Below are 23,789 nucleotides of genomic sequence, written 5' to 3'. Positions count from 1 at the left end.
AATAGCAAGAAGCCATGCCAGCAGTCCCGCGACTCAGCGCAGGCGTAGTTGCCAGGCCCGGTGGATACGGTTGTTACGGGCGAAGTCCGGGTCCAGGGTCTGGGCGCTGATCTCTTCCACGGCATACCGCGCGCTCAGGTGCTCATCGAGCTGGAACTTGCGGAAATTGTTGGAGAAATACAGCACCCCACCTGGGGCCAGGCGCGCCATGGCCAGGTCAAGCAGTTCCACGTGGTCACGCTGCACATCGAACACGCCTTCCATGCGCTTGGAGTTGGAGAAGGTCGGCGGGTCGATGAAGATCAGGTCGAAGCTGTCCTGGGCATTCTGCAGCCAGGCCATCACGTCACTCTGCTCCAGGCGGTTGCGCTCGGAGAAACCATTGAGCGACAGGTTGCGACGGGCCCAGTCCAGGTAGGTCTTGGACAGGTCGACGCTGGTGGTGCTGCGCGCGCCCCCCTTGGCCGCGTGCACGGTGGCTGTGGCGGTGTAGCAGAACAGGTTGAGGAAGCGTTTGCCGGCGGCCTCGCGCTGGATGCGCATGCGCATCGGGCGATGGTCGAGGAACAGGCCGGTGTCCAGGTAGTCGGTGAGGTTGACCAGCAGTTTGACACCGCCCTCGGTCACTTCCTGGAAGCGGCCTTCGGTAGCCTGGCGCTCGTACTGGCGGGTGCCGCTCTGACGTTCGCGGCGCTTGAGTACCACGCGCTGTGGGTCGACGCCCAGCGCCTGGGGGATTGCCGCCAGGGCATCGAGCAGACGCACCTGGGCCTTGTCCGGATCGACCGAACGGGGCGCGGCGTATTCCTGGACGTGCACCCAGTCCTGGTACAGATCCACCGCCAGGGCATACTCGGGCATGTCGGCATCGTAGACGCGATAGCAATCGACCTGCTCGCGACGGGCCCACTTGCCCAACTGCTTGAAGTTCTTCTGCAGGCGGTTGGCGAACATCTGCGCCCCCTCGGACAGGCGTGCCGGTTCGCTGGCCACCGGGGCCTGGCGACGGGTCTCGCCCTCTTCAACTGCGGCCTGGCGACGTTCACCGGTGACGAACTGGTCGGGCTGGACCTTGAACAGCAGCAGCTTGCACGGCAACGCGCCGTTCCAGAACGCATACTGCTTGTGGCTGCGGATGCCCATGCGCTTGCCCAGTTCGGGCGCGCCGGTGAACACCGCGGCCTCCCAGCCCATGCAGGCCTGGCGCAGGCGCTCGCCCAGGTTCTGATAGAGGTACAGCAGGCTGGCTTCGTCACCCAGCCGCTCGCCGTAGGGCGGGTTGCTGATCACCAGGCCTTTCTGGTTCTGGTCAGGGCGCGGCTCGAAACTGGCCACCTCGCCCTGGTAGATCTTCACCCAGTCACCCAGGCCTGCGCGTTCGACGTTGTTGCGCCCCGGCTGGATCAGGCGTGGGTCGGCCTCGTAGCCGCGAATCCACAACGGTGGCTTGGCCAGGCCAGCCTGGGCACGGGCCTGGGCCTCGTCGTGCAGCTTGCGCCACAGTGCCGGCACATGGCCGAGCCAGGCGCTGAAGCCCCAGCGCTCGCGCTTGAGGTTGGGCGCGATGTCGGCAGCGATCATCGCCGCCTCGACCAGGAAGGTGCCCACGCCGCACATCGGGTCGGCCAGGGCGCCGCCTTCGGCGGCGATGCGTGGCCAACCGGCACGGATCAGCACTGCCGCCGCCAGGTTTTCCTTCAGCGGCGCGGCGCCTTGCTGCAAGCGGTAACCACGCTGGTGCAGGCTGTGGCCGGACAGGTCGAGGGACAGGATCGCCTCGCCACGGTCCAGACGCAGGTGCACGCGCAGGTCGGGGTCGAGCTTGTCCACCGACGGACGCAGGCCCTCGCGGTTGCGCAGCTTGTCGACGATGGCGTCCTTCACTTTCAGGGCGCCGAAGTGGGTGTTGTCGATGCCCGAGCCATGGCCGCTGAATTCCACCGCGAGGGTGCCATCGGCTTCCAGATGTTCGGCCCAGTCGACGGCATGCACGCCATCGTACAGATCGTCGGCGTTCTTCATCGAAAAGCGCTTGAGCACCAGCAACACACGGTTCGCCAGGCGCGACCAGAGGCACAGGCGATAGGCGGTTTCCATGTCGGCCGAGCCGCGGATGGCCGAAGTGTGTTCACGCACTTCGGTCAGGCCCAGGTGGTTCGCCTCTTCGGCGAGCAGGCCTTCGAGGCCCTTGGGGCAGGTGAGGTAGAGTTCGAAACGGTCCGACATGATTATTCCAGAGCCTTTGGCTAGGTAGATGACAGGCCGCCGCGCGACCTGCCGCTGTTTGCCCGCACGCCTTCCAACAGGCGCCCGGGTGGCCTTGCAGACAACCTGCAAGACCGGGCCGCCCGACGCATCACCACCACGCCATCAGCGAGAGCAGCTTTGATCGTCAAGCAGTATGAAAATTTCCTGGACAGCGGGTGCAAGGGCGACCCTTCGTCGCATCAGCAAGTATGACGATCATCATCCAGCAACGCTGGCCAATTGACGTCAATGTTGGTTAAACCCTGATCATAGCGGGCTCAACGGCAAACAAGGTTCAGTCGCATTTATTTACTTATCCCCTCACCCTCGAAAAGGTTACGTCCTTATGACAAATCGATCATTCACACTGTGACCTGCATTCGTTAGAACTGGCCTTAGGTCGTCTCGCAACGGGACGGCACTTTCAGCCCGCCACGCCGGCAGCGGGCGCACACCGGCAGAACGATTCTGCCCGGCCTCGGAGAGGCCGACGGGACATTACAGTCAACAAGTGAGGGCAACACCCTATGAGAAGACTTAAGCGTGATCCGTTGGAAAGAGCATATTCACGTGGCTACCAGTATGGGGTCACCGGCAAATCCCGCGAACTTTGCCCCTTCAACCTGCCATCCGTTCGCCAGGCCTGGATCAACGGCTGGCGCGAAGGTCGCGGCGACAATTGGGACGGCATGACCGGTACCGCTGGCATTCATAGACTCAACGAAAATCACGCCGTTGGCTGAACGAGGACACTGAATTCGAGTTACCATGCGCGCCCTATCCGGGCGGCGGGCTGCGGCCCAGGGGCCCCTTTTGAGGGGCCCTTTTTTATGGCCCTGAATCAATGTGCCTCCTCGCGGATTAATCCGCGATGGGCTCACCTCGGCATCGCGGCAATCGCGTCCACCGCCTCGCGAATCAGCGCCGGGCCTTTATAGATGAAACCCGAATAGATCTGCACCAGGCTCGCACCCGCAGCGATCTTCTCAGCCGCATGACGGCCTTCGGTGATACCACCTGCGGCAATGATCGGCAGCTTGCCACCCAACTCACCCGCCAACACCTTCACTGTGTGAGTGCTCTTCTCCAGCACCGGCGCCCCCGAAAGCCCACCCGCCTCGCCCCCGAACGGCAGCCCCTCGACACCTTCGCGGCCAAGGGTGGTGTTGGTGGCGATCACCGCGTCCATCCCCGACGCCATCAGTGCCGCTGCCACCAGGGCGGTTTCCTCGTCGCTCATGTCCGGGGCGATCTTGATCGCCAGCGGCACGCGCTTGCCATTGCTCACCGCCAATCGCTCGCGGCGCTCGGCCAGGGCATCGAGCAATTGCTTGAGCGAATCGCCAAACTGCAGGCTGCGCAGGCCCGGCGTGTTGGGCGAACTGACGTTGACGGTGATGTAGCTGGCGTCGTTGTAGACCTTCTCCAGGCAGATCAGGTAGTCATCCTGGGCACGCTCGACCGGGGTGTCGAAGTTCTTGCCGATGTTGATACCCAGCACGCCGGTGTATTTCGAGGCCCGCACCCGCGCCAGCAGGTTGTCGACACCCAGGTTGTTGAAGCCCATGCGGTTGATGATCGCGGTGGCCTCGGGCAGGCGGAACAAGCGTGGCTTGGGGTTGCCCGGTTGCGGACGCGGCGTCACGGTGCCGATCTCGACGAAGCCGAAACCCAGCTGGGCGAAGCCATCGATGGCCGCGCCGTTCTTGTCCAGGCCCGCGGCCAGGCCGACCGGGTTGGCGAAGTTCAAGCCCATGACGCTCACCGGCAACGCCGCTGGCTGCTTGCACAGCAGGCCATTGAGCCCGAGGCGGCCACCGGCGCCGATCAGGTCCAGCGAGAGGTCGTGGGAGGTTTCCGGGGAAAGCTTGAACAGCAGCTGGCGGGCCAGGGTATACATGGGCAGGCGGACTCGCGGTGTGTGAGGGGGCGATTATAGCCAGCGCGCCGCCATGGCGACAGGGCCCTGGCACATGGGTTGCTTCTTCTGCCCCACGCAACTGCGCCGCCCGCCGAGGATCCCCGTGAATACAGCTCTCCCGACAATGCCCCTGGCCTGGGTCAACGGCAGCGATGCCCCCGAGAAGACCTGCCTGGACATCGGTTTCATGGCCCTGACCGACTGCGCCTCGGTGATCGTGGCCGCCACCCAGGGCTTCGCCCAGCAGCAGGGCCTGACCCTCAACCTGCACCGCCAGGCCTCCTGGGCCGGCCTGCGCGACAAGCTGACCCGGGGCGAGCTGGACGCTGCCCACTGCCTGTACGGGTTGGTCTATGCCATACAGCTGGGCGTGGGCGGCGGCCCGGCCAGGGACATGGCGGTGCTCATGGGCCTGAACCAGAACGCCCAGGCCATCAACCTCTCCCCGGCACTGCAACGCAAGGGCGTGACCAGCCCCGAGGCACTGGCCCGGTTGGTGCACCAGCATGGCGCACGGCTGACCTTCGCCCAGACCTTCCCCACGGGTACCCATGCCATGTGGCTGTACTACTGGCTGGCCAGCCAGGGCATTCACCCGCTGCGCGACGTCGACAGCGTGGTGGTCCCCCCCGCGCAGATGGTCGCCCACCTGCAGGCCGGGCGTATCGACGGCTTCTGCGTCGGCGAGCCCTGGTCGGCCGACGCCATTGCCAAAGGCCAGGGCTTCACCCTGGCTACCAGCCAGGCGGTGTGGCCGGACCACCCGGAAAAGGTGCTGGCCTGCGCTCGCGGCTTCGTCGAACAGTACCCCAACAGCGCCCGGGCGCTGATCAAGGCGATCCTCGCCGCCAGCCGGTTCATCGAGCAGAACCTCGAGAATCGCCGTGGCGCCGCGCAGTTGCTCAGTGGCGACAGCTACCTGGGCATCCCGGTGAGCAGCATCGAACCGCGCCTGCTTGGCGATTACCAGGACGGCCTGGGCAACCGCTGGCAGGACCGCCACGCACTGCGCCTGTTCGACCAGGGTCGCGCCAACCTGCCTTACCTCTCAGACGGCATGTGGTTCATGACCCAGTTCCGTCGCTGGGGCATCCTGCGCGAAGACCCGGATTACCTCGCGGTGGCACGCCAGGTCCAGCAACTGGCCTTGTACCGTGAGGCCGCCGAAGCCTTGCACGTGCCCTGCGCCGAGCTACCGATGCGCAGCAGCCTGCTGATCGACGGCAACCGCTGGGACGGCAGCGACCCCCATGGTTATGCGCGCAGCTTCAGCCTGCACGCCCTGGACGTGGCGCCCGGCGCGCGCGTCGGACGCTGAGGGACGATCATGTTGCGTATCCTGCTGATCGACGACACCGAAAAGAAGGTTGGCCGCCTCAAGGCCGCATTGAGCGAGGCGGGCTTCGAGGTGATCGAGGCCGGCGGCCTGACCATCGACCTGCCCGGCTGCGTTGAAACGGTGCGCCCGGACGTGGTGCTGATCGATACCGAGTCACCCGGCCGGGATGTACTGGAGCAGATGGTGCTGGTCAGCCGCGACCACCCAAGGCCCATCGTGCTGTTCACCGACGAGCACGATCCCGGGGTGATGCGCCAGGCGATCCAGGCCGGCGTCAGCGCCTACATCATCGAAGGCATCCACGCGGCACGCCTGCAGCCCATCCTCGATGTAGCCATGGCACGCTTCGAGAGCGACCAGGCATTGCGCGCCCAACTGCAGGCCCGCGACCAGCAGCTGGCTGAACGCAAGCGTATCGAGCAGGCCAAGGGGCTGCTGATGAAGATGAAGGACTGCAACGAAGAGCAGGCCTACACCCTGATGCGCCGCCAGGCCATGAGCCGCCAGCAGAAGCTGATCCAGGTGGCGGAACAGATCATCGCCCTGTCCGAAATGCTCGGCTGAACACTCCGACACACTGTAAGAGCCAGCTTGCTGGCGAACCAGGCGCCACCATTCACCCGCACAAGAACCTGGCCCGCCTCTTGCTCATTGAAGATTCAGGTAGCCAACGGCGGTTGCCGCCAAACCCCGACAAAGACGTCGCTCCCCTCTCCACAACCGTGGACCGGGCAGCGGCGTCTTTGCGTTTCCGCCCCTGTGTTGTGCGCCCAACGAGGTGTTCGATGAATAAGAGCTTCTGGAAATCCGGGCATCTGCCCACCCTGTTTGCCGCCTTCCTCTACTTCGACCTGAGTTTCATGGTCTGGTACCTGCTCGGCCCTCTGGCGGTGCAAATCGCCGCCGACTTGCAACTCAGTGCCCAGCAACGGGGCCTGATGGTAGCCACGCCGATCCTGGCCGGCGCGCTGCTGCGCTTCGCCATGGGCCTGCTGGTCGACCGCCTGTCACCGAAGACCGCCGGCCTCATCGGCCAGGTGGTGGTGATCGTCGCCCTGGCCTGCGCCTGGCACCTGGGCGTGCACAGCTATGAACAGGCGCTGTTGCTCGGCGTGTTCCTCGGTTTCGCCGGAGCCTCGTTCGCCGTCTCCTTGCCACTAGCCTCGCAGTGGTATCCACCGCAGCACCAGGGCAAAGCCATGGGCATCGCCGGCGCCGGCAACTCCGGCACGGTGTTCGCCGCCCTGCTGGCGCCCGCCCTGGCGGCTGGCTTTGGCTGGAACAATGTATTCGGCTTTGCCCTGCTGCCACTGTTGCTGACCCTGGTGCTGTTCGCCCTGCTGGCGCGCAACGCCCCAGCGCGACCCAAACCGAAGGCCATGGCCGACTACCTCAGGGCCCTGGGCGACCGCGACAGCTGGTGGTTCATGTTCTTCTACAGCGTCACCTTCGGCGGCTTCATCGGCCTGGCCAGCGCCCTACCCGGCTACTTCAGCGACCAGTACGCCCTGAGCCCGGTCACCGCTGGCTACTACACCGCCGCCTGCGTGTTCGCCGGCAGCCTGATGCGCCCGCTGGGCGGAGCCCTGGCCGATCGCTTCGGCGGCATCCGCACCTTGCTGGGCATGTACGGCGTGGCGGCCGTGTGCATTGCCGCGGTCGGCTTCAACCTGCCCAGCGCGGCCGCCGCACTGGCACTGTTCGTCAGCGCCATGCTGGGGTTGGGCGCCGGCAATGGCGCGGTGTTTCAACTGGTGCCGCAACGCTTCCGCCAGGAGATCGGGGTGATGACCGGGCTGATCGGCATGGCCGGTGGTATCGGCGGCTTCCTGCTCGCAGCCGGATTGGGCGCCATCAAGCAACATACCGGCGACTACCAGCTGGGCTTGTGGTTGTTCGCCAGCCTCGGCTTGCTGGCCTGGTTCGGCCTGCATGGCGTCAAGCTGCGCTGGCGTACTACCTGGGGCTCGGCGGCGGTCACCGCGGCACGGGTATGAGCCTGCGCCTGAGTTTCGCCCAGGCCAGCGCCATCGGGCCACGGGAGGAAAACCAGGACGCCTTGCGCCTGGTCACCCCCGCGCCGGAGCTGGCCGCCAGCAAGGGCTACCTGTTTGCCCTCGCCGACGGCGTCAGCCATTGCGCCGACGGCGGCCTGGCGGCGCGGGCCAGCCTCCAGGCGCTGGCGCTGGACTACTACGCCACACCCGCCACCTGGAGCGTGACCCAGGCCCTGGATCGCCTGCTGCTGGCACAGAACCGCTGGCTACGCGCCCAGGGCAATGGCCAGCCCCTGCTGACCACCCTCAGCGCCCTGATATTGCGCGGGCGACGCTTCACCCTCGCCCATGTCGGCGATTGCCGCCTGTACCACTGGCATGGGGACCGCCTGCAATGCCTGAGCGAGGACCATGTCTGGGATCAGCCAGGCATGCAGCACGTGCTCAAGCGCGCCTTGGGGCTGGATCAGCAGTTGCTGGTGGACTACCTGGAGGGTGACCTGCACGAAGGCGAGTGCTTCCTGCTACTAAGCGATGGCGTCTGGGCCAGTCTGGGAGACACGCATATCCAGGCGATCCTGCGTGAACAGCCAGATCTGCAGGAAGCCGTCGATACATTGGTGGCCTCGGCTCATCTTTGCGGTAGCCAGGACAACGCCAGCGCCTTGCTGGTCCGCGTCGATGCGCTGGGCTCGGCCAACCTCGCCGATACACTGGCGCAGTCGCAACAATGGCCGCTGCCAGGCGCCTTGCGCAGCGGGCAAATGGTCGATGGCTGGGTGGTCGAAGGAATGCTCAGCCAAAGCCGTCAGTCGCTGCTCTATCGCGTGCGGGATGACCACGGCCAGGCCTGGTTGCTCAAGACGTTGCCCGAAACCCGCGAGGTGGAGCTCAAGGCGACCCAGAGCCTGCTGCTGGAAGAGTGGTTCCTGCGCCGGGTCGCCGGCCGGCACTTCCCCGAGACGCACCCGGCCAGCCAGCGCCGACACCTGTACTACCTGATGCGCGAGTATCCAGGTACGACCCTCGCCACCCTGCTTGCCAACCACGGCCCTTTGCCCCTGCCACAGTGGCTGGAGGTCGCTCGCCAGCTGTTACAGGCGGTCGGCATACTGCATCGGCGCAATCTGCTGCATCGCGACATCAAGCCGGAAAATCTGCATCTGGGTAGCGACGGTCAGTTGCGTGTGCTGGACTTCGGCCTGGCCTACTGCCCAGGCTTGTCCGAGAACTTGCCCCACACCCTGCCCGGCACGCCGTCGTACATCGCTCCGGAAGCCTTCGATGGCCAGCCACCCAGCCCACGTCAGGACCTCTACGCGGTGGGTGTGACGCTGTACCACCTGCTGACAGGGCACTACCCCTACGGTGAAATCGAAGCCTTCCAGCGGCCGCGTTTCGGCGTTCCAGTCAGTGCCGCTCGGTATCGCCCCGACTTGCCTGAGTGGTTGCAGCGCAATCTGGAGCAGGCGGTGGCCGTCAATCCAGCACACCGTTTCGAGACGGCTGAACAGTGGTTGTTGCTGCTTGAGCGCGGGGATCGACAGGAACTGCCCGACCGACCACGTCCGCTGCTGGAGCGTGAGCCGCTGAAGGTATGGCGAACGGTGGCGCTACTGTCCCTGCTATTCAACCTGGTGGTGCTGCTCGCCCTGCTCAAGGGATGAACCAAGGCGGCTCTCATAGCCCATTGATTTGGCGTGCCACCTGCAGGAGCGGCTTTAGCCGCGATCACCCGCGAAGCGGGTAGCAGGCACCGCGCTACCTGCTTCGCGGCTGAAGCTGCCCCTACAGATAACCCTGTTCCCCGCGCGCCAGCGCAGCACAAGGGGCCGGGCGATCTGGCGCCCTTGAACGCCAGGCAAAGAAAAACCCGGCCAAGGCCGGGTTTTTCGTGAAGCGTCAAACCAATTACTTGGCCTGGGCTTCTACCTGAGCTTCTACGCGACGGTTGACGGCGCGGCCAGCTTCGGTGGCGTTGTCGGCGACCGGACGGGTCTCACCGTAGCCAACCGAGCTAACACGGCTCGATTCTACGCCGTACTGCTGGGTCAGGACCTGCTTGACAGCGTTGGCACGACGCTCGGACAGCTTCTGGTTGTAAGCGTCTGGGCCGACGGAGTCAGTGTGACCTTCCACGGTGGTGGTGGTCTGTGGGTACTGCTTCATGAAGTCAGCCAGGTTCTTGATGTCGCCGTAGCTGTTTGGCTTGACGACCGACTTGTCGAAGTCGAACTTGACGTCCAGCTCAACGCGAACGACTTCGGCAACAGCCGGGCAGCCATCAGCGTCAACGGTAACGTTGGCTGGGGTGTCAGGGCACTTGTCGACGTTGTCGCAGACGCCGTCGTTGTCGCTGTCGGAGCAGACTTCGGCAACTGGAGCCGGCGCAGGAGCGGCTTTCTGGCCACCGCTGCCACCGAAGTTCAGACCCAGACCAACGGTCGGACCCCACTCGGTGTTGCCGTTGTCGATGTTGTACATGGCTTCGACGCCGGCACGGGCGAAGAACATGTCGGTGATGTACCACTTGGCGCCAGCGCCAACGTTGGCGAAGGTGGAGTGGTCACGGCCACTGCGAGTGGCCTGGCCCAGGCTCTCGTGAGCGAAACCAGCGGAAACGTACGGACGCAGTGCATCGCCGACGGTACCGAAGTGGTAGGTGGCGTCCAGCTTGGTTTTCGAGCCTTTGATGTCTTTGTTGAAGACTTCGCCACGCGCGTTGTGAGTTTCGTTGTAGCCCAGGTCAAGGGAGACGTCGTCGGTCAGGAAGTAACCGAGGCGAACACCAGGGTTGGTGCCGTCGTTCTTGAAGTTGCGCTCGCTATCGTAGAACTGCTTGGTGACGTTGCCTTCGATTTCGACCGCGCCTTGGCCCTGTGCCAGAGCACCGAGCGAAGTAGCGGCTACGAGAGTACCAATGGCCAAGCCCAAGGTGTTTTTCAATTTCATCCGTTAAATCCCCATCTGGTGATAGTTAAGCAGTCCCACCAACATCCGGGGGACAACTCGACGGCTAGTCTAGCAGAACTTGCCGGTTGGTTAGAGGTATTTGCAGCCGACTAAGTTTCAGCCAGGCCTGCAAATTTCTCTCTAAGCTTGTCGAGCGCGCGCTTGTAGCGCATTTTCGTGGCGCTCAGGCCCATGTGCATGATGTCCGCGATCTCCTGGAATTCCAGCTCTGCGACAAATCGCAGCACCAGGATTTCCCGGTCGATCGGGTTCACATGCACCAGCCATTTATCCAGCCCGCCCTTCTCTTCAGGCTTCGGTGCCGTGTCCTCGGACGCCTCTTCGACAGGGTCCAGGCTCAGGGCATCCATCAGCCTTCGTTTGCGACGCTCCTTGCGGTACTGGGTGATGCATTCGTTGTAAGTGATGCTGTAGAGCCAGGTCTTGAACTTCGATTTACCCTCGAAGTTCTTCAGCCCGTACAGCACCTTCAACATCACCTCCTGACAGACATCGTCGGCATCCCGATCGTTCCCCAGGTAGCGTGCGCAGACGTTGAACAGCGTCCGCTGGTAGCGCCGCATGAGCTCTTCATAGGCGCGGGTAACGTGAAACAGCTCCTCATGCGAACGCGCCACCAACTCCTCGTCGGTGAGCTCCCGGGGGTCATAGCGCATGGGCGGCGAATGAACTTTATTCAAAACGAATCTGGCCGACAGTCAGGTCAATGTCGCCGCTCGGCCCACGTGGGCCGATTTCGCGGCGGCATACATTAACAGCTTTTGTGCGGTTAGCGGCTATTCACACGCTGCTCGAGCAGCACGCGATTGGAAAACGACACTAATTCGCCATCATCCGTGAGCAGCGTCGTCTTGACCGTACCGATCTCCTCGATATGCCCTTCGACCTCGCCAATACGCACCTGCTGGCCTACCTGGAACAGCTCACGCACATAGATTCCGGCCAGGATTTGCCCGGCGATTTCACGGCTGCCCAGGCCCATCGCCAGCGCAACTGCCAGACCAACGGTAATCAAACCGATGACGATCACGTGGTTCAGCAGGTCGGTCTTGACCTCGAGCTGGCTGATGGCCACTGAGATACTGATGATGATCACCAGGCCCTGGACGATACGCCCGACGCCCGCGGCGTACTCCAGGCCGATACCCTCGGCGGCGCCACGCACCAGGCCGTTGGCCAGTTGCGCCAGCAGCACACCGGCCAGCATCACCAGTGCCGCGCCGAACACTTTGGGCAGGTACAGGGCGAGCATGTCGAGGGTTGCCGAGACCCGCTCGAGCCCAAGCGATTCAGCGGCCGAAACCAGGAAGATCAGCAACACGAACCAGTAGACGATCTTGCCGATCAGCGTCGAGATCGGCACCTGGATGCCGACCCGGGCCAGCATCTTGGTCAACCCGGTGCCGCTCATCAGGCGGTCGAGGCCGAACTTGGCGAGCAACTTGGAGAGCAAGGTGTCGAGCAGCTTGGCCACGACGAAACCAAGCAGCACCACGACCAGTGCGCCGAACAGGTTGGGGATGAAGTTCGCCACCTTGGTCCAAAGGGCGGTCATGGCGGTGACCAGGCTCTGGGTCCAGAGATCGAGTTCCATATTCAATCGGCCTTATCTGCGTGCCTGCCAGCGGCAGCGTTGCGGGTAGAGTTGCGACGGACCGGCGCGACATGCGCCGAGCCATTGTTCACGGCGATCAGCAGCGCCTGGCTCCAGCGGCCAAGCAAGCTGAACAGATCGCCCGCGCCAACCTGGCGGTTGGCGGTCTTGAGCACGCGACCCAGGCAGGCGGCATCGTCACGGTCCTGGCCGGACGGCGACGCCTTGAGCAGGTCGCGCAGGGATTCTTCAAACGGATCGTGCATGGGCACCTCGCGCAATGTGAGTCAAAGACGAGGGCGCCGCCCGATGGGTCACACATGAATGTGGGACGAATGTTTCAAAATGAAAATTGCACCCGACTTGCACCACAATGGAACGCATCACACCCACCTCAGCCGCCGGAACAACAGCCACTGCCCCACCGCCAACCCCAGTACGATCAGGCTGGCGAACAGGAAGCCGTAGGGGCTGTTGGAGCCCGGAATACCGCCGACGTTGATACCCAACAGCCCGGTGACGAAACTCATGGGCAGGAAGATGCAGGTGATGATGCCAAAGCGATACATGGTCCGGTTCATCCGCTCGCTGCGCCGTCGGTCCTCGCTCTCCAGCACCAGAGCCGCGCGCTCGCGGGCCAGCTCCAGCTCTTCCAGATAACGGATCAGGCTGTTGTTCAACTCGTTCCAGTAGTCTGCGTCAGGGTCGGCGAACCAGCTGCACTTGTTGCGCGACAACTGGGCGTAGATGTCCCGTTGCGGGGCAAGAAAACGACGCAGGCCGGCGGCACGACGGCGGGTCTGCTGCAGGCTGCCCTGCTCTGGCGCATACCGTTCGTCGGATTCCACCTTCTCTTCCTCGAGATCGACGGCCTCCGACAGGTCGCTGACCAGCGCTTGGACCTTTTCCGTGAGCAGTTCACCCATCAGCAGAAGCAGTTCAGAGGCCGATTTCGGCCCCCTGCCCTCGTCCAGCTGTTGGAGAACTTCGTCACTGGCGCGCAAAGGGCGCAGGCGCAACGAGATGACCCGGCGCGCTTCGGCGAAGATGCGCACCGACACCATGTCTTCAGGCTCCGCGCCCGGGTTGAGATTGACGCCGCGCAAAAACAGAAGCATCTGCTCGTTGGCCAGTTGCAACAGGCGTGGGCGGGTATTCTCTTCCAGCAGCAGGTCGCAGGCGAATTCGCTCAGGCCACTGTCCTGCTGCAGCCAGGTGCGGGTCTGCGGGTGGCTGCGATCCCAATGCAGCCACAGGCTCTCCTGAGCATTCAACTGCAGATCGTCCAGCTCGGTCCGGGCGATCGAACGCGCGCCACCCTTGCCATCGAGCACCAGGGCATGCACCAGGCCCCACTGCGCGTTGTCTTCCTCGAACATCAATGCTCCATCAGCGCCCGCGGCGCGTCACTCCGGCATCTTCAGCGGGCTTGGCGAGACGATCACGCCATTGTTGTCGGCGTACACGTACTCACCCGGACGGAAGGTCACGCCGGCAAACGTGACCACGACGTTGAGGTCGCCGATGCCGCGCTTGTCGGTCTTCATCGGGTGGCTGGCCAGGGCCTGCACGCCGACGTCGGTCTGCACCAGCACATCGACGTCACGCACGCAGCCGTAGATCACCAGGCCTTCCCAGCCGTTCTTCGCGGCCTTCTCGGCGAGCATGTCACCCAGCAGCGCGCGGCGCAGCGAGCCGCCGCCATCGACCACCAGGACCTTGCCCTTGCCATCGAGGTCGACTTGCTCCTTGACCAGCGAGTTGTCCTCGAAACACTTGATGGTGACGATCTGGCCACCGAACGAGTCGCGGCCACCGAAATTGCTGAACATGGGTTCGAGCACCTGGACCAGGTCCGGGTAGGCGTCGCACAGGTCGGGCGTTACGTAATGCTGCATGGGAAACTCCTGTCAGTCACAACGAAAGCGAAGGTGGCCTCAAGGCTACACCTTGGACGGCATGGCAGTCATCCGGGACCGGTCAGTCAGTTTGCTGCTGCCGGTACCGGCTCAGCCGCCACCGTCGAGGCATGCACCGCTACCAGCGGATCCCTCAACCAGCGCTCCACCAGCGGCCACACCTGCGCCTGCGCCGCCTTGCTGACCAGCATGTCGACATGCCCGAAGGCCTCGAAGCCCTCCTCGCGCCCCAGGCGCAGGAACTGCTTGCTGTCGCCGCCGAACTGCTCGAACAGCTTGCGGCAGGCCCATACAGGGTCCTGGAAGTCCGCCGCACCCGCCACCGCCAGCACTGGCAATTCGACGTCCGCCAGCCCCGCCCACCAGTCCTGCTCCTTGTCACCAAAGCGCCCGAACAGGCCATTCCAGCGCAGGCTTTCCAGGGCCAGCCCGATAGGCTCGTCTTCCGGGCCGCGCTTGAGGCGCGAGCCGGATATCTGCGCAAAACGCTTGATCAGCAGGCGCGCGCCCCACTCCACCGGTGGCACCTTCAACGGCCAGTAGATCCGGCTGACCTGGGTCCCGAAGAACGCCGCGCTGGCCACCAGCCCGGCCTCCAGGTATCCACTCCCCAGAGCGGCGGCCAGGGTGGTACCGCCCAGCGAGTGCCCCACCCAGTGCGGCGCCTGGCCGGTCTGTTCATGAACGAACGCGCCGATCACCGGCAAGTCGTAGCGGGCGTAGTCCGCCACCCGGTTGTGGCGCCAGTCGCGATTGCGTGGCGACAGGCCGTGGCCGCGCATTTCCGGGACCCACACGTCGAAACCGGCGCGCGCGAGGAAGGCGCCCAAACCGACGCCCTTGGGCGAGAACCAGAACCGTCGGTTGGAAAAACTGCCGTGCAGCAGAATGACCGGCACACCCTGGGCGCGCCGTTGATCAGCCAGCCCCAGACGGGTGACTGCCAGTTCGACGCTCGGGTCCGGGCTGTTACCGGCCTTGATCCGATAGACGTCTTCGCTGAGGTCGCCGCGGCGCTCGGCACTGAGCAACGCGACGGGGAAAAGGGTGCTGCTGCTTTGCATGGTTTCACGAACAAACTAAGGACATGAACGTGGGAGCGGGCTTGCCCCGCGATTGAACCAGGCCGACGGACAGTGCTGTCCTGGCTGGCGCTATCGCGGGGCAAGCCCGCTCCCACAGGTTTCATGCAGGAGCGCAGCGGCGCCCCCGCAGGTATTGCATCAGGCCGCGCCCTGGCCTTCGGCCAGGAAGAACCAGGTTTCGAGCACCGAGTCCGGGTTCAGCGACACGCTCTCGATACCCTGCTCCATCAGCCATTTGGCGAGGTCCGGGTGGTCCGACGGGCCCTGGCCGCAGATGCCGATGTACTTGCCGGCCTTGTTGCACGCCTGGATGGCGTTGGCCAGCAGCTTCTTCACAGCCGGGTTACGCTCGTCGAACAGGTGGGCGATGATACCGGAGTCACGGTCCAGGCCCAGCGTCAGCTGAGTGAGGTCGTTGGAGCCGATGGAGAAGCCGTCGAAGTATTCGAGGAACTCGTCGGCCAGCAGCGCGTTGGACGGCAGCTCGCACATCATGATCACGCGCAGACCGTTGTCGCCACGGGCCAGGCCGTTCTCGGCGAGCAGGTCGACGACCTGGCTGGCCTCGCCCAGGGTGCGCACGAACGGCACCATGATCTCGACGTTGGTCAGGCCCATGTCATTGCGCACGCGCTTGAGCGCGCGGCACTCGAGCTCGAAGCAGTCACGGAACGATTCGCTGATGTAGCGCGAGGCGCCACGGAAGCCCAGCATCGGGTTCTCTTCTTCCGGCTCGTACAGCTTGCCGCCGATCAGGTTGGCGTACTCGTTGGACTTGAAGTCCGACAGGCGCACGATGACCTTTTTCGGGTAGAAGGCCGCGGCCAGGGTGCTGATGCCCTCGACCAGTTTTTCGACATAGAAGCCAACCGGGTCGTCGTAGCCGGCGATACGCTTGTCGACGCTGTCCTTCAGTTCCGGCGGCAGGCCGGCGTAGTTGAGCAGCGCCTTGGGGTGCACGCCGATCATGCGGTTGATGATGAACTCCAGGCGTGCCAAGCCGACACCGGCGTTAGGCAGCTGGGCGAAGTCGAAGGCGCGATCCGGGTTGCCGACGTTCATCATGATCTTGAACGGCAGCTCGGGCATGGCGTCCACCGAGTTCTGCTTGATGTCGAAGCCCAGCTCGCCTTCGAAGATGAAGCCGGTGTCGCCTTCGGCGCAAGAGACGGTGACACCCTGGCCATCTTTCAGCACCTGGGTGGCGTTGCCGCAACCGACGACCGCCGGGATGCCCAGTTCACGCGCAATGATCGCCGCGTGGCAGGTACGGCCGCCGCGGTTGGTGACGATGGCGCTGGCGCGTTTCATCACCGGTTCCCAGTCCGGGTCGGTCATGTCCGAGACCAGCACGTCGCCCGGCTGGACCTTGTCCATTTCCGAGACGTCGTGGATCACGCGGACCTTGCCTGCGCCGATGCGCTGGCCGATGGCGCGGCCTTCGACCAGCACGGTGCCCTTCTCTTTCAGCAGGTAGCGCTCCATGACATTGGCGCTGGCACGGCTCTTCACGGTCTCAGGGCGGGCCTGGACGATGTACAGCTTGCCGTCGTCACCGTCCTTGGCCCACTCGATGTCCATCGGGCGCTGGTAGTGCTGCTCGATGATCATGGCCTGCTTGGCCAGTTCGTTGACTTCGTCGTCGCTCAGGCAGAAGCGCGCGCGATCAGCACGGTCGACTTCGACGGTCTTGACCGAACGGCCGGCCTTGGCTTCGTCGCCGTAGACCATCTTGATCGCCTTGCTGCCCAGGTTGCGACGCAGGATGGCCGGGCGGCCGGCCTGCAGCGTCTGCTTGTGGACATAGAATTCGTCGGGGTTGACCGCACCCTGCACGACGGTTTCACCCAGGCCGTAGGCGCCGGTGATGAACACCACGTCGCGGAAGCCCGATTCGGTATCGAGGGTGAACATCACACCGGCGGTGCCGGTTTCGGAGCGGACCATGCGCTGCACGCCGGCAGACAGGGCGACCAGCTTGTGGTCGAAGCCCTGGTGCACGCGGTAGGCAATGGCACGGTCGTTGAACAGCGAGGCGAAGACTTCCTTGGCGGCGCGGATGACGTTGTCGACGCCACGGATGTTGAGGAAGGTCTCCTGCTGGCCGGCGAAGGAGGCATCCGGCAGGTCTTCGGCGGTGGCAGAGGAACGCACGGCCACAGCCATGTTGTCGTTGCCCTTGGACATCTGCGCGAAGGCGGTTCGGATTTCCGAATCCAGGCGAGCCGGGAATTCCGCTTCCATCACCCACTGGCGGATCTGCGCGCCGGTCTTGGCCAGGGCGTTGACATCGTCCACATCCAGCGCGTCGAGCGCCGAATGGATGCGCTCGTTCAGGCCACTTTGTTCGAGAAAGTCGCGGTACGCCTGGGCCGTAGTGGCAAAGCCGCCCGGCACCGAGACGCCGGCACCGGCGAGGTTACTGATCATCTCGCCGAGGGATGCGTTCTTGCCCCCCACATGCTCCACATCATGGACGCCGAGCTTATCGAGGGAAACTACGTACTCTACCAAGGTGATCTCTCCACTAACTGTATTGGAAAAGCTCAAGGGCGCCCGCCTGCCGGCTTTGCGACTGGGCCGGGACGCTTGTGGCCTGGACCTGGAAAATAAGTGAGAATGCCAAACAACCCTGTTCGGCAAACCGAACCTATCATATCCAGAAACATTCGGCAGCTTAAGGCCTCAGGTGCAAATGAAACGAACTGCGTTCTTCATCTCCGACGGTACCGGCATCACCGCAGAAACGCTGGGCCAGAGCTTGCTCGCTCAATTCGAGAGCATTCCGTTCAACAAATTCACACGCCCCTACATCGACACGCTGGACAAGGCTCGCGCCATGGTCCAGCAAATCAATGCCGCTGCCGAGCGCGACGGGGTGCGCCCGATCATCTTCGACACCATCGTCAACCAGGACATCCGCGAGGTCATGGCCACATCCAATGGCTTCATGATCGACATCTTCTCGACGTTTTTATCCCCGCTCGAGCAGGAATTGACCGCTCATTCGTCGTATTCCGTGGGTAAGTCCCACTCGATCGGCGGCAATTCGAACTACATGGAACGCATCGAGGCGGTCAACTTCGCCCTCGACAACGATGATGGCGCACGCACCCACTACTACGACAAGGCCGACCTGATACTGGTGGGCGTGTCGCGTTGCGGCAAGACCCCGACCTGCCTGTACATGGCCATGCAGTTCGGCATCCGCGCCGCCAACTACCCGTTGACCGAGGACGACATGGAGCGCTTGCAGCTGCCGGCGGTGCTGAAGAAGCACCACAACAAGCTGTTCGGCCTGACCATCGACCCCGACCGCCTGACCGCCATCCGCCACGAGCGCAAGCCCAACAGCCGCTATTCGAGCTTCGCCCAGTGCGAGTTCGAGGTACGCGAAGTGGAGAACCTGTTCCGCAAGGAGAACATTCCCAACATCAACTCCACGCATTTCTCGGTGGAGGAGATTTCGGCGAAAATCCTCGTGGAGAAAGGCGTGGAACGCCGGTTCAAATAGGTTACACGGCCGCCGTAGGAGCCGGCCTTGCCGGCGAACACCGGTGCAGCCGGTGCCATCCACCGTGGCGACTGGTTCGCCAGCAAAGCTGGCTCCTACAGGTTGAATGAAAAAGCCCCGGCATCGCTGCCGGGGCTTTCTTTTACCTCAATGCAGGGCTCAGGACGGAATCACCACCGCCTGCCCGCTCATCGCCAGGTCGACCAGCTCGCGGTTGGCCACCGCATACATCGCATAGTCGGTACCGGTGGCGTTGCGCAGGTCATCGAGCATGGCGCGCCAGCGCTCGACCATCACCCGGTGCTGCTCGCACCACAGCGCGACGCGGGCGTCCATGTCGTCCGGCGCATCGGCCATCTGCAACACGGAGATGGTGATCGCCCGCTGCTGCAGGTCGATATCGTCGCGGAACGCCTCGCGAGCCAGGGCCTGCCAGTTGTTGTCCACCGGCAGGTTGCTGATTTCCTGCAAGTACCAGGTCAGGTCCAGCGAACTGCCCACGGCGAAGAACGCCTTGGCCACTTGCGCCGGGTCGTGGCCGGTGACGTCCGAGGCCTCGATGATCGGCAGCAGGGTGTACAGGTGGGTGGTACCCGCGACCATGCGCGCCAGCAGCTCCGGCACGCCGGCCTCGACGAAGCTCTGGTAGCGGACCATCCAGCGCTCGCGGGTCGGCCCTTCCAGCAGTTCATCGAGCTTGAGCCCCAGCTGCGCGAGTACCGGCCCGAAGTGAGCGACATCGCGACCTGCGTCCTGCTCGTTGCGCCGGCTGCGCAGGAACCAACGGGTGGCGCGGCGGCCCAGGCGCATCAGTTCGTCCATCAGCGTCAGCTGGATCTCGGCCGGGACTTGATAGTCCAGCGCCTCGATCTGGCGGAACCAGTGCGGCAGGTGGAAGATGTCGCGCACGATCACATAGGCGCCGGCCACGTTCGCCGGGCTCATGCCGGTGGACTCCTTCAGGCGCTGCACGAAGGTGATGCCCATGTTGTTGACCAGGTCGTTGGCGATCTGGGTGCTGACGATCTCGCGCTTCAGGCGGTGACGGCGCATCGAATCGGCGAACTTGCTCACCAGTGATGGTGGGAAAGCCGTTTCCATGTCACGCGTCAGATAGTCATCGTCCGGCACCAGCGACTTGAGCAACTGCTCCTTGAGGTCGATCTTGCTGTACGAGATCAGCACCGACAGCTCGGCACGGGTCAAGCCCTGGCCTGCCGCCAGGCGCTCGGCCAGCTGCTCTTCGGTGGGCAGGAACTCGATGGCGCGGTCCAGCTTGCCACGGGCCTCAAGGTCGGCCATCAGGCGTTTGTACTCGGCGATTCGTTCGCGGGCACGGCGGGCCGCCAGCGACAGCGCTTGCGTCTGCTTGTAGTTGTTGCCCAGCACCAGGCCGGCGACTTCGTCGGTCATGCTGCCCAGCAGCTGGTTGCGCTGCTTCTCGGTCATGTCGCCACCCTGCACAACTTCGTTGAGCAGGATCTTGATGTTGACCTCGTGGTCGGAGCAGTCCACACCACCGGCGTTGTCGATGAAGTCGGTGTTGGTGGCACCGCCGTTCAGGCCGAACTCGACGCGGCCCAGCTGGGTCATGCCCAGGTTGCCGCCCTCGCCCACCACCTTGCAGCGCAGCTCGTTGCCGTTGACGCGCAGGGCGTCGTTGGCCTTGTCGCCGACGTCGGCGTGGCTTTCAGTGCTGGCCTTGACGTAGGTGCCGATACCGCCGTTCCACAGCAGGTCGACCGGCGCCTGCAGCAGCGCGTGCAGCAGCTCGGTCGGCGTCAGGCGGTCGGCTTCGATGGCGAAGCGTTCCTTCATCTGCGGGCTGATGGCGATGCTCTTGGCGCTGCGCGGGAAGATCCCGCCGCCTTCGGACATGATGCTGGTGTCGTAGTCGCTCCAGGCCGAGCGCGGCAGGTCGAACAGGCGCTTGCGCTCGACGAAGCTGGTGGCTGGGTCCGGGTTCGGATCGATGAAGATATGCAGGTGGTTGAACGCCGCCACCAGTTGCAGCTTGTCGGACATCAGCAGGCCGTTGCCGAACACGTCGCCGGCCATGTCGCCGACACCGACCACGGTGATCGGGTCTTCCTGCACGTTGATGCCGCGCTCGCGGAAGTGGCGCTGCACGCCCACCCAGGCGCCACGGGCGGTAATGCCCATCTTCTTGTGGTCGTAGCCGGCCGAGCCGCCCGAGGCGAAGGCGTCGCCCAGCCAGAAGCCGTAGTCGATGGCGATGCCGTTGGCGATGTCGGAGAAGGTCGCGGTGCCTTTGTCCGCCGCCACCACCAGGTAGGGGTCGTCGTCATCGTGACGGACAACGTTCAATGGCGGTACCACGCCACCGTCCTTGAGGTTGTCGGTGATGTCGAGCAGGCCGGAGATGAAGATGCGGTAGCACGCCACGCCTTCGGCGGCAATCTCGTCGCGGCTGCCGCCCAGCGGCAGGCGGCGCGGCAGGAAGCCGCCCTTGGCGCCCACCGGTACGATCACCGAGTTCTTCACCTGCTGGGCCTTGACCAGGCCAAGCACTTCGGTGCGGAAGTCTTCTTCGCGGTCCGACCAGCGCAGGCCGCCGCGGGCGACGTTGCCGAAGCGCAGATGCACGCCCTCGACCCGTGGCGAATAGACGAAGATCTCGAACTTGGGCACCGGTTTCGGCAGTTCGGGGATCAGTTTCGGGTTGAACTTGAAGCTGAAGTACGACTTGTTCTGGCCGTTGGCGTCAGGCTGGTAGAAGTTGGTGCGCAAGGTCGCCTTGATCAGGTCCAGGTAGCGGCGCAGGATGCGGTCCTCGTTGAGCACCTGGACATCGTCCAGGGCGGTGAGGATCGCCTGCTCCAGGCGCTGCTGCTTGTCGTCCAGGTCGTCCTGGGTCAGCTTGCGCGCCAGGTAGAAGCGGGTCTTGAACAACCGGGTCAGTTCGCGGGCGATATCGGTGTGGTTGTTCAGGGTGCTGGCGATGTAGCCCAGGTCGAAGCCCAGGCGGATCTGCTTGAGGTAGCGGGCGTAGGCGCGCAGCAGCGCCACGTCGCGCCATGGCAGGCCGGCGGTCAGCACCAGGCGGTTGAAGGCGTCGTTCTCGGCGTCGCCCTTGACGATATGGACGAAAGCGTCCTGGAAGGTGTCGTTGAGCTGCTGGATATCAAGGTTCAGGCCTTCGCTGTAGGTGAAGGCGAAGTCGTGGATCCAGAACTCGCGGCCGCTGGCGTGACGCAGGCGGTAAGGGAACTCACCAAGCACGCGCAGGCCGAGGTTTTCCAGGATGGGCAGCACGTCCGACAGCGCCAAGGGTGTATCGGCGTGGTACAGCTTGCAGTGCAACTGGCGCTCGCCCAGCTGCGTGAGCGGCTGGTAGAAGCTCATGGCCAGCGGTTTGGTTTCCGACAGGTTGAGCACGTGCTGCATGTCGACCACTGCCGAATGCGCGGCGAAACGCTCGCGGTAGCCGGCCGGGAAGCCTTTGGGGAAGTCGGCGAGGATGTTGGTGCCGTGGGCTTCGCCAAAGTTCTCCACCACCAGCGTGGAGAAGTCGTCCTGCCACGAGCGGCAGGCCTGGATCACTTCGTTTTCCAGCTGCTGCAGGTCGATGTCGATGCGGTTCTTCGGGTCGACGCGCAGAATCAGTTGCACCCGGGCCAGTACCGACTCGGAGAAGAAGGTCCAGAACTCGCAGTCAGTGGCCTTCAGGCGCTCCATCAGCACGTGCTGGATCTTCTGCCGCACTTCGGTGGAGTAGATCTCGCGCGGCACATAGGCCAGGCAGTAGCAGAAGCGGCCGTACGGGTCCTTGCGCAGGAACACGCGGATCTTGTTGCGCTCCTGGATCTGCACGATCGACATCGCGGTGCTGAACAGCTCGTCGACCGGGGTCTGGAACAGGTCGTCGCGCGGCAACACCTCGAGCACCTGGGCCAGCTCCTTGCCCAGGTGGGCTTTCGGGTCGAAATGCGAACGACGCTCGACTTCGGCGACCTTGCCACGGATGTAGGGGATGGTATGCACGCTCTCGCCGTACACCGACGAGGTGTACAGGCCCATGAAACGGCATTCCTTGACGACGTTGCCGTCTTTGTCGATCTGGCGGATCGACACGTAGTCCGGGTAGGCCGGGCGGTGCACGCGGCTCGGTTGCGAGGCCTTGGCGAACGACAGCAGGCGCGGCTCGCGCAGGTAGGCGACGGCGTAGTCCTCGATGCGCAGGTCATCGGCGCCAAGGCCCGCCCGCAGCAGACGCGTCAGGCCGAGGAACGAGCCCTCGTCGTAGACCAGGTGGCCGCCGGTGGCGTCGGAGGCGACGGTGAATTCTTCATAGCCGAGGAAGGTGAAATGGTTGTCCAGCATCCACGACAGGAAGCTCTTCACCTCGGCCTTGTCGCTTTGCGCCGGGCCGAAGGCGTTCTGCTCCACCAGCTCCAGCAATTCGCGGATCTTGGCCTTCATCGGCTCGAAGTCGGCGACTACGCCGCGCACCTCGGCCAGCACCTGCTCCAGCTCTTGGGTCAGCGTGGTCAGTTCGGCGGCGTTGGCGCAGCGGTCGATTTCCAGGTACATCAGCGACTCGTGGCTGACGCCTTCGCCCTGGGTGCCTTTGGGCAGCAGTTCGACCAGTTCGCCCTTGCTGCCACGGCGCACGCTGAGCACGGTGGTCTGTAGCGTGTGGATGCTGTAGCCACGGCGGTTGAGCTCGGTGCGCACCGAGTCGACCAGGAATGGCAGGTCGTGGTGCAGCACCTCGACCACGGTATGCGTGGACTGCCAGCCGTGGCGTTCGTAATCAGGGTTGTAGACCCGCACCTGCGGATACTGGGGGTCGAAGCGCTCGATGATGCGCCAGGCGGACAGCGTGCAGCCGGCCAGGTCCGACAGCCTGCGCTGGGTGAGTTCGTCCAGAGAGATGATGCCGAAGAACTGTTCGGCGAACAGCGCCACTTGTGGCAGGGACTGTTCGCTGATGTGCTGCGCCAGGGCCGCCTGCAGTTGATGCTGGAAGTCGGCTTTGCTGGCTGCGGTGAAAAACGCCATCTGTGGTACTCCGCTTGGGCTTTGTTATAGGTGAAGCGTCGCGTGCGTCCGCCACGTACGGATCAACGATAGCCAACCCGCGGCAAGCCGGACGGTAAAACCAGGCGTTGGACATGAGCGTCATGTCCATCGACTGGGGAGCTTAACGACTGAACGGTCACCGCGGCTTGCAGCG

Annotated in this window: 17 protein-coding genes; 6 read left to right on the top strand and 11 right to left on the bottom strand. The window is 64.0% G+C overall.

Annotated features, from left to right (window positions below; all coding sequences use genetic code 11):
- Positions 1–33: 33 nt before the first annotated feature.
- Positions 34–2,226, bottom strand: a complete 2,193-nt coding sequence (gene rlmKL / locus IM733_RS02310; protein ID WP_248919359.1) for a bifunctional 23S rRNA (guanine(2069)-N(7))-methyltransferase RlmK/23S rRNA (guanine(2445)-N(2))-methyltransferase RlmL — start codon at positions 2,224–2,226, stop codon at positions 34–36.
- A 548-nt stretch (positions 2,227–2,774) separates the two neighbouring features.
- Between rlmKL and rmf the strand changes: the two genes are divergently transcribed.
- Entirely contained in the window at positions 2,775–2,990 is a 216-nt protein-coding gene (gene rmf, locus IM733_RS02305; RefSeq protein WP_003248687.1) for a ribosome modulation factor, read from the top strand.
- A gap of 134 nt (positions 2,991–3,124) precedes the next feature.
- Here the strand turns inward: rmf and IM733_RS02300 are convergent, their stop codons facing one another.
- The gene (locus tag IM733_RS02300; protein ID WP_248919358.1) at positions 3,125–4,147 is read right to left on the bottom strand and encodes a quinone-dependent dihydroorotate dehydrogenase; all 1,023 of its coding nucleotides are present in this window, start codon (positions 4,145–4,147) and stop codon (positions 3,125–3,127) included.
- A 145-nt stretch (positions 4,148–4,292) separates the two neighbouring features.
- Between IM733_RS02300 and IM733_RS02295 the strand changes: the two genes are divergently transcribed.
- From IM733_RS02295 to IM733_RS02280, 4 genes are all read left to right on the top strand, one after another.
- A complete protein-coding gene (locus tag IM733_RS02295) occupies positions 4,293–5,486 on the top strand; it encodes a CmpA/NrtA family ABC transporter substrate-binding protein (protein ID WP_248921110.1) in 1,194 nt (397 codons plus the stop codon).
- A 9-nt stretch (positions 5,487–5,495) separates the two neighbouring features.
- Positions 5,496–6,071, top strand: a complete 576-nt coding sequence (locus IM733_RS02290) for an ANTAR domain-containing response regulator (protein WP_213660270.1) — start codon at positions 5,496–5,498, stop codon at positions 6,069–6,071.
- Positions 6,072–6,292: 221 nt separating this feature from the next.
- Complete coding sequence (locus tag IM733_RS02285) at positions 6,293–7,504, top strand: nitrate/nitrite transporter (RefSeq protein WP_248919357.1); 1,212 nt, start codon at positions 6,293–6,295, stop codon at positions 7,502–7,504.
- On the top strand, positions 7,501–9,171 hold the full coding sequence (locus IM733_RS02280; protein WP_248919356.1) for a bifunctional protein-serine/threonine kinase/phosphatase: 1,671 nt from the start codon (positions 7,501–7,503) through the stop codon (positions 9,169–9,171). The genes IM733_RS02285 and IM733_RS02280 overlap by 4 nt, the downstream gene beginning before the upstream one ends.
- 244 nt (positions 9,172–9,415) lie before the next feature.
- Here the strand turns inward: IM733_RS02280 and IM733_RS02275 are convergent, their stop codons facing one another.
- The 8 genes from IM733_RS02275 to ppsA all read right to left on the bottom strand — a co-directional run bounded on the left by IM733_RS02275 (position 9,416) and on the right by ppsA (position 17,589).
- Complete coding sequence (locus IM733_RS02275) at positions 9,416–10,456, bottom strand: OmpA family protein (RefSeq protein WP_213660267.1); 1,041 nt, start codon at positions 10,454–10,456, stop codon at positions 9,416–9,418.
- Positions 10,457–10,566: 110 nt separating this feature from the next.
- Positions 10,567–11,133 carry an RNA polymerase sigma factor SigX gene (sigX, locus tag IM733_RS02270; protein WP_044487874.1) on the bottom strand — a complete coding sequence of 189 codons (567 nt, stop codon included), beginning with the start codon at positions 11,131–11,133 and terminating at the stop codon, positions 10,567–10,569.
- Positions 11,134–11,246: 113 nt separating this feature from the next.
- On the bottom strand, positions 11,247–12,071 hold the full coding sequence (locus IM733_RS02265; protein ID WP_248919355.1) for a mechanosensitive ion channel family protein: 825 nt from the start codon (positions 12,069–12,071) through the stop codon (positions 11,247–11,249).
- Between the two features lie 2 nt (positions 12,072–12,073).
- The gene (locus IM733_RS02260) at positions 12,074–12,337 is read right to left on the bottom strand and encodes a hypothetical protein (protein ID WP_011533001.1); all 264 of its coding nucleotides are present in this window, start codon (positions 12,335–12,337) and stop codon (positions 12,074–12,076) included.
- 117 nt (positions 12,338–12,454) lie between these two features.
- Entirely contained in the window at positions 12,455–13,450 is a 996-nt protein-coding gene (locus IM733_RS02255; protein WP_248919354.1) for a zinc transporter ZntB, read from the bottom strand.
- A 27-nt stretch (positions 13,451–13,477) separates the two neighbouring features.
- A complete protein-coding gene (gene rraA, locus IM733_RS02250) occupies positions 13,478–13,969 on the bottom strand; it encodes a ribonuclease E activity regulator RraA (protein WP_240065651.1) in 492 nt (163 codons plus the stop codon).
- Positions 13,970–14,055: 86 nt separating this feature from the next.
- Positions 14,056–15,054 (bottom strand): alpha/beta fold hydrolase, encoded by a 999-nt coding sequence (locus IM733_RS02245; protein WP_248919353.1) that lies wholly within the window; start codon positions 15,052–15,054, stop codon positions 14,056–14,058.
- Positions 15,055–15,213: 159 nt separating this feature from the next.
- Complete coding sequence (gene ppsA / locus IM733_RS02240; RefSeq protein WP_248919352.1) at positions 15,214–17,589, bottom strand: phosphoenolpyruvate synthase; 2,376 nt, start codon at positions 17,587–17,589, stop codon at positions 15,214–15,216.
- Between the two features lie 181 nt (positions 17,590–17,770).
- On the opposite strand from ppsA, the gene ppsR reads away from it, so the two are divergent.
- A complete protein-coding gene (gene ppsR / locus IM733_RS02235) occupies positions 17,771–18,589 on the top strand; it encodes a posphoenolpyruvate synthetase regulatory kinase/phosphorylase PpsR (protein ID WP_213660261.1) in 819 nt (272 codons plus the stop codon).
- Positions 18,590–18,748: 159 nt separating this feature from the next.
- On the opposite strand, the gene IM733_RS02230 is transcribed toward ppsR, so the two are convergent.
- Positions 18,749–23,614: an NAD-glutamate dehydrogenase gene (locus tag IM733_RS02230; protein WP_248919351.1), complete on the bottom strand. Its 4,866-nt coding sequence runs from the start codon at positions 23,612–23,614 to the stop codon at positions 18,749–18,751.
- Between the last annotated feature and the right edge of the window lie 175 nt (positions 23,615–23,789).

Source organism: Pseudomonas entomophila, from assembly GCF_023277925.1.
GTDB classification, from domain to species: domain Bacteria; phylum Pseudomonadota; class Gammaproteobacteria; order Pseudomonadales; family Pseudomonadaceae; genus Aquipseudomonas; species Aquipseudomonas entomophila_D.
This window is presented reverse-complemented; position numbering and strand designations above follow the sequence as displayed.